Source organism: Bacillus sp. VT 712 (genome assembly GCF_001614195.1).
GTDB classification, from domain to species: domain Bacteria; phylum Bacillota; class Bacilli; order Bacillales; family Bacillaceae_H; genus Priestia; species Priestia flexa.
On record NZ_LWBK01000035.1, the window covers coordinates 129,057 to 139,438 of the forward strand.

Consider the following 10,382-nt stretch of genomic DNA (forward strand, 5'->3'; position numbering starts at 1 on the left):
ATCACTAGTTGGGGGGATGCTTTCGTTGTTATTGATTCCAGTTGTAGTGTGGCAGAGAAGAAGTAAACAGTAAATGCATTTGTGAAAAAATAATATTTGGGAAGGAAACCTTCTTACTGGTTAGAAAAATAAGCTAGTATAATAAATATGTTCGTCTTTACCTTTATTTTTTTATGAAGCTATTTCGAGAGTTGCCAAGGAGGCTTTAATATGACAAATAACGAAAAGCAGTTGTCACCTGAACAGAGTGAAGAAATTATTACAGTATTGAGAGAACGTTTTGAAAAAAATATAAATCGTCATCCAGAGCTTGAATGGAGCAAAGTAGAAGCAAAGCTCAAAACAAATCCTGAAAAGCTCTGGTCCCTTCATGAAATGGAGCGAACTGGCGGCGAGCCAGATGTGATTGATTATGATACAGAAACGGATGTATACACGTTCTATGATTGCGCAGTAGAAAGTCCAAAAGGACGTCGAAGCGTTTGTTACGATCGTGAAGCGCTGGAATCAAGAAAGAAGCACAAGCCTGAAAATACGGCTATTGATATGGCTACGGATATGGGAATTGACCTTTTAACGGAAGAACAATATCGATATCTACAGGAGTTTGGAAGCTTTGATAATAAAACATCGAGTTGGGTACAAACACCAGACCCTATTAGAAAGCGTGGTGGAGCTATCTTTTGTGATCGTCGCTATGACACAGTCTTTGTCTACCATAACGGAGCGGATTCTTACTATTCTGCCAGGGGCTTTCGAGGTCTATTAAAGGTTTAAACAATATTTATTTAACCCTACATTCTTTGAAACACATAGAGAATGTAGGGTTTTTTATCGTTTTTTCTTTTATTTTAAAAAAGTAAGCCAAAATCGATGTTTCTCTGTCTAATAAGTATACAGAGAAACGAAAGGGTGAATTCGAATTAATAATTTAGTCAAGAAAGCACAAAAAGGAAATGAAAAAATGGCGACCATTTGCAACAATGCCAGAGCAATATATAGGTATACAAAACATAATTAATAAACAATTGGAAGTTTCACAGCCAGTTTTAGCCGAAGATCAAATAGAGCACATGAACTTTACTTTAATTGAAGCATTACATGCAAATCGAAAAGTTTATCTTACATACTACAAGCAAGGTCATTATATAACGGAAACAGGATTCATTCAGTTTGTCGATTCATTGAGGGCCCTTTTTGTTTTTATTGACGATGCATTAGGAGCCAAACGTAAAATGAAATTAAGTGAGCTGATTGATGTACGGTTTGTGTGAAGCACGGTCACTTAACAACCTCATATTTTGTAAAGTAACAGTGACTATTTTAGTTTGTAATCAGAAAAAATAGTAAAAAAATTTTCGAAATACATAGTATAATTTACTTAACAAAAGTCATAGGGGGTAATGAGTGTGATCAAAATGCTGAAAGAAGTAAACGGTGAGCTCCTTTATTGGGAAGTCTGGGAAGATGAGAAAACGTTATTGATTCACTATGGACGAGTTGGAGATGCAGGCGAGACTCAAGAAAAGAAACTATCGCGACTTCACAATGCAGAAAAGTTAATGGAAGCTCTCGCAGAAGCAAAAGTTGATGAAGGCTATGATTACATAGATGAAGATGAGCTTATCGAGCTGGTTGTACAGTATAGCTATGAAGATGGGGAAATGGAAGAAGTACTTGATAAGAGACATCACGTTGAGGATTTAATGAATGAATGCTTAGGGTGGACAGGTAATGGCTTCTGCGATGGTGGAGACATTGGAAGTGGCACAGCGAATATTGTAAACTATGTGATTGACCCCGAGAAAGCCACTCAAACTATTATCGAAGATCTTGAAAAGAACAACTTACTTGAAGGCGCAAAGATTGCCTATTTAGATGATGACAGCGATGAATACGTGGCGCTTTATCCAGAAGGAGAAGAGTTTGAATTAATTTAACACCGTTATTGATAAAAAGGCATTTTGTTACTCTTTACATAAATAAAGTGAGAAGAAGAGTAGTGGTTACTCTTCTGACTATACCATAACAAATAAACGTAATGGTATTACTTATTGTTCAAGCGGGTAAGTTAACTGTATATTATTACATTAAAGGTCGGTGAAAAACTCTTGAATAGTATTTGGGTTTCAATCGTTATTGTTTTAATCCTTATTGTTGCAAACGGACTCTTTGCGATGACCGAAATTGCAATTGTAACGTCTAAAAAGAATCGACTTGAAAAATTAAAAGAACAAGGTGACCGCAGAGCTGCATATGCATTAAAGCTTGCTGAGGATCCAAACCAGCTGTTATCAACCATTCAAATTGGAATTACGTTAATTGGTGTAATAACAGGGGCATTTGGAGGAGCCACAATTGCCCGGCAACTATCAGGCTATGTAGACCAAATTGATGCTTTGTCTGCGTTTAGCTATCAGTTAAGCTTTATCATTGTGGTAGGTCTATCTACATACTTGTCGTTAATTATTGGGGAACTGGTCCCAAAGCGAATTGGATTAAACAATCCAGAAAAAACGGCATCGATTGTGGCAAAGCCAATGTATTACTTCTCAAAAATTGGTAAACCTCTTATCTTTATCTTAAGTAAATCAACAGAGTTTGTATTAAAAGTGCTGAGAGTAAAGCCAAATGATGAGCCAGATGTAACGGAAGAAGAGATTACTCAGCTGATTGAACAAGGCGTATATAGCGGAGTTGTTGAATCCATTGAACAAGATCTTGTGGAACAAATCTTTTACTTAGGAGATAAGCGATTAGGCGATATTTTAACACCACGCCCTCAGCTCGTATGGCTTGATTTAGAAGATCCATTAGAGGAAAACATCAAGATAATGAAAGAAAATTCATATTCTAGGTTTCCTGTAGGAGAGGGAACGCTTGATAATTTTAAAGGAATTGTTCATGCGAAAGACATGTTTGCAAAGCTAGTATCTGATGAACATTTTGACTTGACAGAATGTATACGTCAAACAATCATTCTTCCTGAATCAATGAAAGCTTTTCAAGCGATGGAGATGTTGAAGAAATCTGCACACCACGAAGCGATTGTAATCGATGAATATGGAGGGGTGGAAGGATTAGTTACTCTTCACGATGTATTTGAACATATTATTGGTGAGATGCCAGAAGAGCACGAAACAGAGCTTCAAATTGTCCAGCGTAACGAAAATTCTTGGCTTGCAGACGGGCTGATTCCAATCGACACATTTGTGAGGTATTTCGACCTTGAAGGCGTCGAAAACCTAACGAGCAATAAAAATTTTCATACCCTTGGTGGTTTTATCACCAGCCAAAAGGGAGAAATTCCTAAAGTAAAAGATGAAGTTCGCGTAGGGGATTTGTTATTGGAAGTGGTTGATATGGATCAGTTTCGTGTAGACAAGGTGATGGTTTCAAGAGTTGAAGAAAGTTCATTAGGCGAAATGTAGCAATGGTATATAAAATAGTATGAAAAGAGACTGAGACATAAGTAGTTCAGTCCTTACTATACCTGAATGATTGAGAGTTCATAACTTTTAATCGTTCAGGTTTTTTGTTGATTGTGAAAACAATGTTGGAAACAGGGTGGAATGGAGCGTAGGACACTCGACTCCTGCGGGAAAAAGAGGGAAAACGGAGATCCCGCAGCGCAGCGAGGAAGCTCAGGTTCCTCCCCGCGGAAAGCGAGTGACCGTAGCGCAATGGAACGAACTTGTTGAGACAAATCAAAGAGATGGGAACAGCTAGTGTTCGTCTTTTAGAAGCAATCCTTCTTGTTTAGTCGGTAGAAGTTTAAACTGTAATCGTTTGCTCTTTTTAATGAATGAAATGCTCACTTAGTGCATACTAATTTTTAATGGCGGGAGAAGAGAGTTGTTAATTCCAAGCAAAAAGATAATTGTATCAAAAGGGCCTTTTTGCTATGATAATAGTATCTAATAAGAAATGGGGGTTTTTCTGTTGACAGCATCAATGAGATTACGTTTACCAATGTTCATTCGCTAATTGAATACTTGGAAGCTCTGCCTGCGCTCAGAGCAACGGAATTGGTCTGTCTATTTTTAAGAAAACCCTATATTTTACGGTTATTTTAAGAAGAGAGGAGAATATTCCTCTCTTTTTTGTTGTCTCAAAATAGGAGTGCATGGACGGAATTAGTAGGTAAATGAGATAAAAATTGAATAGAAATGAGCTGTTAAATATGAATAGTGCAGAAAGTCATTTACAAGAGAACTGGTTAAAGAATATTATTCTTTTTCTCAGTAGCCAAACGATTTCATTGTTTGGATCGTCCCTCGTGCAATACGCTATCATGTGGCACATTACGTTAACCACGCAATCGGGCTTCATGATGACGTTGTACATTATCTGTGGATTTATTCCGACCTTTATTTTATCGCCCGTTGCTGGAGTTTGGGCGGATCGCTACAATCGAAAAGTCCTTATTATGCTCGCGGATGGATTAATTGCCACTGCAACGCTTGTTCTAGCAATTCTCTTTTTAATGGGATTTGATAGCATTTGGCTTCTTTTTGTGATGGCAGCAGTCCGTGCGTTTGGAGCAGGGATTCAAACACCTGCTGTTGGGGCCATCTTGCCACAAATTGTGCCAAAAGATAAGCTGACAAAAGTAAACGGAGCAAACGGAAGTATCCAGGCAATCATTATGTTTATATCGCCGATGGTTAGCGCTGCTTTACTTGCTACAGTGTCGCTTGAGATTATTTTTTTCATTGACGTCGTTACAGCAGCACTTGCCATTGTGACACTGCTTACCTTCGTGAAAGTTTCTGTGCATAAAAAAGCTATGGGGAAACAGGAAGTAAGCTATTTCAGTGATTTTAAACAAGGAATTCGCTACGTGAATAATCATGCTTTCTTAAAGCAATTTTTCTTATTCTTTGCCGTTTTCTTTGTACTAATGGCGCCAGCTGCATTTTTAACCCCGCTTCAAGTGACGCGAAGCTTTGGCGATGACGTGTGGCGATTGACGGCAATTGAAATTGCATTTTCAGTTGGAATGATGATAGGTGGAGGAGTCATTGCAGCTTGGGGAGGCTTTCAAAACCGGATTAAAACGTTAGGATTAGCTAGCGTAATTATGGGTGTTTGTACGTTAGCTCTTGGTTTGGTTCCTATTTTTTGGCTGTATTTAGGGTTTATGGGGCTATTCGGGGTGGCTATGCCTATCTTTAATACGCCAGCTACCGTATTATTGCAGGAAAAGGTAGAAGAAGAGTATTTAGGACGCGTATTCGGGGTGATGGGCATGATTTCTACGTCTATGATGCCGCTGGGAATGTTGGTTTTTGGACCTCTCGCAGACTGGATTAGTGTGGAATGGCTCTTGATTGGCACAGGGATTTTTATTGTCATTCTCGCAATTTTCTTAGGGCAAAATAAAGTATTAATTGAATCTGAAAAAAATACGCTGAATGTTTAATAATGATAAGGTACAAGATAAATAGAAAAAACGAGATCATTTTACGTGATCTCGTTTTTTCTTATTTTATCGGTTTAAGATAAGGAACCATCTCTACTGTCACTCCAATAGACGTACCGTTAGCCTTAACCTTCGCGCTTTTCCTTCGCTTCTTACTATACGCTATTTAGCTTGAAATCTTTGATGCTTTAAAATGCACGGGTGCTGTTGTTCTTTCTTCTGTATGTCCATGGCGCTCTTGAACAAATAAAAGAGCGATACAACCGATGATACTAGGAACAGCAAAAGCCATGAATGCTTGCTGAGGAGCTAAGTTGGTTGTTAATAAGAAACCAATAATCACAGGAGCCAAAATAGAACCTACTCGACCGATCCCTACTGTTACACTTAATCCAGTGGTGCGAATTTCTGGTGGGTAGAACCCTGAAACATAAGGGTTTACTAAGTTTTGAGTTCCAGCTGTGCACGCACCGCTAATCGCAATTAAAACGTATAATAAAAGCTGATGAGTTGTGACGCTTAGCGAGATAAAACAAAGTGAACCTAGTAAAAACATGTATAAAAGAACTTTTCGATGACCGATGCGATCAACGAAATATCCGCCTAATAAAGAGCCTCCGATTTGGCCTACTCCTAAAACAAGACTAAAGGACAGGCTTGACGTAATACCATAACCGGCACCTTGCATAATTTTAGGTAGCCATGTGTTTAAACCGTAAATCATAAGGAGGCAGCTAGAGACAATAAGCCAAAAGGATACTGTGCTAATACCTCGCTTGTCAGAAAACAACTTTTTAACAGGAACCCCTTTTGCTTTCTCCTTCACGATCTCGTATTCAAAATCATCGGTTGCTTGGTAATTTCCTTTCGGATTAACTTTATTAAGAATATCCGCAATCTTGTCACCTTGGTTTCGCAGAATGTGAAACGATAGCGACTCTGGAAACTGTTTTAAAAATAAAGGCAAGGTGAGCAGTGGAATAACTCCTAGCCAATATAAAAAACGCCAACCTAAGTTTTCCATTAAATACATCCCTATAAGAGAAGCTAGTATTGCTCCAATTGAGTAGCCGCAGTACATCGTAGCAACGGTGAGAGCGCGATTTTTCTTAGGAGAGTATTCGGTCATCACTGCAATGACAGCGGGCATTAGTCCGCCCATTCCTAGCGCTGCGATAAACCTCATAATGGTAAAGGTAAGCGGGTTTGGTGCAAGACCTGCTAAAAGAGAAAAAATGCTGAATATAGCCATGCAAATCGCTAGAATTTTTTTTCGACCAATTACGTCTGCAAGAGAACCGAGTAAGAAAGAGCCGAGCATCATACCAACAAGCGTATAGCTGCCGATTGCTCCTGCTTCCACGACGCTTAGTCCGTAATCCTCCATCATAAGCGGTAAACCTATTCCATAAAGTGCAATATCAAAACCGTCAAACGCAATGGCATAAAAACACCATAGAAACACGAGCAAATGAAACTTATTAAACGTACTTTCAGCAATGACCTGAGAAGTTTGAACAACGCGCATGAGATTCCTCCTGAAATTCTTGTATTTTAAGTTACTTCTAAACATCCTTAGAAAGCCCAACAATTTGTTTTATTGTATGTATCCTACCATGACTAAAGAGGTATAGTGTAACTGATAAAATGCATTAATTGGTATAGCTAAAAGATATAACAAATAAAAAACGAACAATGATTTGAACTTTTAACCATTTGAAGTTAAAATACAAACGAATATTGTACAGAAAATTTCGAATCAAAAGGGGTCCCATTTATTTAATTATGAAATTACAGCAGCTAAAATACGTGATTGAGGTTGTGAGATGTGGATCAATTAATGAAGCAGCGCGCAGGCTTTACATCTCACAGCCAAGCTTGTCAAAAGCAGTGAAAGAGTTAGAGAAAGAAATTGGAATTACGATTTTCACCCGTACTTCAACAGGTATTGCGCTTTCCTCAGACGGAGCCGAGTTTCTCGGGTATGCAAGGCAGGTTGTTGAACAAGCAGAGCTGTTAGAACACCGGTATTTAAATGCAGCGCCTTCTCCACAGCTACTTTCAATTTCTACTCAGCACTATGCGTTCGCCGTCAATGCGTTTGTGGATATGATTAAAAAGTACGGGCAAGAAAAATACCAGTTTACGATGAGAGAAACGAGAACCTATGAAATTATTGAAGATGTAAAGAGTTTAAAAAGCGAAATCGGTATTTTATACGTTAGCTCGTTTAATGAAAAAGTGATGCTGCAGCTTTTGAAAGAACAAGGATTGGAGTTTCATGAACTGTTTCAAGCTACCCCTCATATCTTTGTGAGTGCCCAAAATCAGCTTGCTAAAAAGAAATCCGTTACGCTTAAAGATTTAGAAAAATACCCACGGTTGAGCTTTGAACAAGGAGAATTTAACTCGTTTTATTATGCTGAAGAAATTTTCAGCACGATTCCAAGTAAACAAAGCATTCAAGTCAGTGATCGAGCAACGTTATTTAATTTGCTTATTGGCTTAAACGGCTACACCATTTCAACGGGTATTTTAAGTGAAGACTTAAACGGCTCAAATATTGTATCGGTGCCGCTTGATGAAGGTGAGTTTATTAGAGTGGGATGGGTCGTTCACAATAAAACTCAGCTTAGTCGCATGGCTCGAATTTATTTAGAAGAGCTTCATAAAGTAATTGAAAAGTATCATCAAAAATGAACTAGAAGCGATTGGCTTCTAGTTTTTTTGTTTGTTTTCTTGTAAGAGGAAAGTTCAGCTAGGGTAACCGCGTTTGTTCTTAGTTTCTCATAAATTCCCTTTTTATAGTTCAATGATACTTGTAGAACTTTGTCGGTTTTTGGGGATTAATAACTAATCTTTAGAAAAACATTAAATCCTTAGAACTGTATTTCTCTTTCGCTCTATTCATAATTCTCAATCTAATATAAATTAAAAAAGCAGAAAATTAATGAAAGGTTGTAATTAAATGGATAGAATTACAAGAGTTGAAAAATTTTCTAAGGAAAAAGCAAAAGAGAGAAAGAAGCTTATCAAAATTGGTGGAACAGGGTTAGCCATTGTAACAACAATTACTGGATGCAGCGTCTCAAACGCGTTAAACAGCGAACAGACAGAGGCAACAGTCGCACAAGTACAAAAAAGTGCTCAAGATCAGAAGCCTAGCATGAACCCTAAAAAGGTAGTAAACCTGCCAGAAAAGGAGATACCATTTTCTTATAATCAAGCAAACCAACCACTAGAGCAAAGGGTAGTCCATTCTCCTAAGCCGGACGAGCAGGTGCTAGCACAAGAAATCACTGCCGCGTCTAGTGCAAAAGAACAAGATACAGTGAAAGAAGTCACAATTAAGCAAGATCCAGTGGAGCCTGCAGTAAAAGTAGTACCAGTACCGTTAAGCTATCAGGAACAAGAGCCTGTACCTTCGCCCGTAGAAGAAGAAATGAACGTACAAACACCCATACAAGAGTTACCAACAGAAGAGCTACAAACAGAATTTGAAGAGAGTATAGTGCCAGTTGAAGAGCCACCAATTCAAGAGGAAGCCGCTTTACAAGTAGAGAAAGAGCCAGCACCTGTTCAAAAAGTGGAGTCTAAAGAAGAAGAAGCTTTAGAAGAGGATCAAAGTGCTCCAATTCAGGAAGAGCAAGAATCCTTACAAGAAGAAAAAGTGGCGCCTGTGCAGCAAGAACAAAGTAATTCGTCAATACCTGTTGAAAATAACGTAAGGCAGGAGCAAATTTTAGAAGTTCTTGGAGTTGTAACTGGTTTAGTCGATGCTCATTGTATTGAACTTGACGTTCAAGGACAGATAAAAGCGTTTCATGTTAAAAGCGACATCGATTTACAAAACGAGATTCGCCAGTATGAAGCAGGAACAGCACTGGTTGTTCGTTATGTAGCAAGTCCAAATGGACAAAATCAAATTCGTGATATTGTAGAAGTTGTAAGTCCTGATACGGGCGATCAAACAGTATCTATTGAAGCTGATTATTTTGAAATGGTGAATTGGAATACGGTTCAAGTTTACGTAAACAATCAGCCAACAACGTTCAAGCTATCAGACTATTTGGCACATCATAAAGAGAAATTTGCTCCTGGTACAAAAGTGTTACTGACAGGAGTAAAAACCTCGCAAGGAACAATGATTGAAAGCATCAGTCCATTGTAAAATGTCTATTTGTATAACTAGAAGAATGCGTTAGCATTTGCCTATAGTAATAGATCATATATTCTTTACGGTTAATTCTATTTTCGTGTGGTAGCTAACTATCACACGAAAATAGAAGGCAAGATTACATCTATCTAAATGAACCACATTTTTATCCTCTCAAACTACTTATATTAAATTCCCATTTTTTATTTGAATTTTTAGAAAAATATAAAGCTTATTTTATCTCAATCACTAAGATTAACCAGAGAGTAGGGACCACATACGTAGAACTTTATAGGTAATAGAAATGTTAATTAAAATGTAAGCGATTACTATATTTTAATAGAAGAGAGGAAATCATAAATGGAAAGTCCTTCTTTAAAACGAAAGGTTTTCGGCTCCATATTATCAGCAGCGTTAATTAGTTATTTGTTTACCCCGGTTGGTCATGCCGAAGAGGAAGAACAAGCTAAAGGGCAAAAAGAAAAAAATAAGCCAATGTGGACTCAAGTGTGGGGAGACGAGTTTGACGATGGAAAGATTGATCCTACGAAATGGACGTTTGATTTAACAAACGGTGCTTCTGTGGGCATACCTGGGTGGGGGAACAATGAGCTCCAGTATTACACCAATCGTTCAAAAAATGTTCGAGAAGAAGGTGGTAATCTTGTCATTCAAGCTCATAAAGAAAGCTACCAAGGCTTTGACTACACATCTGCTCGTGTAAAGACGAAAGGGTTGTTCAGCAAGAAATACGGGAAGTTTGAAATCCGTGCTAGCGCCCCAACAGGTAAAGGCTATTGG

The 10,382-nt window shown here is 38.2% G+C and carries 9 protein-coding genes; 8 read left to right on the forward strand and 1 reads right to left on the reverse strand.

What is annotated here, in order from left to right; genetic code table 11:
• The first annotated feature begins 210 nt into the window (after positions 1-210).
• The 5 genes from A2U94_RS15800 to A2U94_RS15820 all read left to right on the forward strand — a co-directional run bounded on the left by A2U94_RS15800 (position 211) and on the right by A2U94_RS15820 (position 5,425).
• Entirely contained in the window at positions 211-777 is a 567-nt protein-coding gene (locus A2U94_RS15800; RefSeq protein WP_025908675.1) for a DUF4256 domain-containing protein, read from the forward strand.
• A gap of 179 nt (positions 778-956) precedes the next feature.
• Positions 957-1,274 (forward strand): YolD-like family protein, encoded by a 318-nt coding sequence (locus A2U94_RS15805; protein ID WP_025908676.1) that lies wholly within the window; start codon positions 957-959, stop codon positions 1,272-1,274.
• Positions 1,275-1,403: 129 nt separating this feature from the next.
• Positions 1,404-1,940 carry a WGR domain-containing protein gene (locus tag A2U94_RS15810; RefSeq protein WP_327078495.1) on the forward strand — a complete coding sequence of 179 codons (537 nt, stop codon included), beginning with the start codon at positions 1,404-1,406 and terminating at the stop codon, positions 1,938-1,940.
• A gap of 171 nt (positions 1,941-2,111) precedes the next feature.
• Entirely contained in the window at positions 2,112-3,431 is a 1,320-nt protein-coding gene (locus A2U94_RS15815; protein WP_025908678.1) for a hemolysin family protein, read from the forward strand.
• A gap of 752 nt (positions 3,432-4,183) precedes the next feature.
• The gene (locus tag A2U94_RS15820) at positions 4,184-5,425 is read left to right on the forward strand and encodes an MFS transporter (protein WP_025908679.1); all 1,242 of its coding nucleotides are present in this window, start codon (positions 4,184-4,186) and stop codon (positions 5,423-5,425) included.
• A 166-nt stretch (positions 5,426-5,591) separates the two neighbouring features.
• On the opposite strand, the gene A2U94_RS15825 is transcribed toward A2U94_RS15820, so the two are convergent.
• A complete protein-coding gene (locus A2U94_RS15825) occupies positions 5,592-6,953 on the reverse strand; it encodes an MFS transporter (RefSeq protein ID WP_025908680.1) in 1,362 nt (453 codons plus the stop codon).
• A 257-nt stretch (positions 6,954-7,210) separates the two neighbouring features.
• Between A2U94_RS15825 and A2U94_RS15830 the strand changes: the two genes are divergently transcribed.
• The 3 genes from A2U94_RS15830 to A2U94_RS15840 all read left to right on the forward strand — a co-directional run.
• The gene (locus A2U94_RS15830) at positions 7,211-8,125 is read left to right on the forward strand and encodes a LysR family transcriptional regulator (RefSeq protein ID WP_025908681.1); all 915 of its coding nucleotides are present in this window, start codon (positions 7,211-7,213) and stop codon (positions 8,123-8,125) included.
• A gap of 268 nt (positions 8,126-8,393) precedes the next feature.
• The gene (locus A2U94_RS15835; protein WP_025908682.1) at positions 8,394-9,596 is read left to right on the forward strand and encodes a LytA/YqiH family protein; all 1,203 of its coding nucleotides are present in this window, start codon (positions 8,394-8,396) and stop codon (positions 9,594-9,596) included.
• 345 nt (positions 9,597-9,941) lie between these two features.
• Positions 9,942-10,382, forward strand: a 441-nt coding sequence (locus A2U94_RS15840) for a glycoside hydrolase family 16 protein (RefSeq protein ID WP_231882771.1), incomplete at its 3' end; no start/stop codon positions are given.

What these genes read in the sequence shown, in the direction of transcription:
- A2U94_RS15800 (WP_025908675.1), top strand. Translation starts at nt 211, where the DNA reads ATGACAAATAACGAAAAGCAGTTGTCACCTGAACAGAGTGAAGAAATT.
- A2U94_RS15805 (WP_025908676.1), top strand. Translation starts at nt 957, where the DNA reads ATGAAAAAATGGCGACCATTTGCAACAATGCCAGAGCAATATATAGGT.
- A2U94_RS15810 (WP_327078495.1), top strand. Translation starts at nt 1,404, where the DNA reads ATGAGTGTGATCAAAATGCTGAAAGAAGTAAACGGTGAGCTCCTTTAT.
- A2U94_RS15820 (WP_025908679.1), top strand. Translation starts at nt 4,184, where the DNA reads ATGAATAGTGCAGAAAGTCATTTACAAGAGAACTGGTTAAAGAATATT.
- A2U94_RS15825 (WP_025908680.1), bottom strand. Translation starts at nt 6,953, where the DNA reads ATGCGCGTTGTTCAAACTTCTCAGGTCATTGCTGAAAGTACGTTTAAT.
- A2U94_RS15830 (WP_025908681.1), top strand. Translation starts at nt 7,211, where the DNA reads ATGAAATTACAGCAGCTAAAATACGTGATTGAGGTTGTGAGATGTGGA.
- A2U94_RS15835 (WP_025908682.1), top strand. Translation starts at nt 8,394, where the DNA reads ATGGATAGAATTACAAGAGTTGAAAAATTTTCTAAGGAAAAAGCAAAA.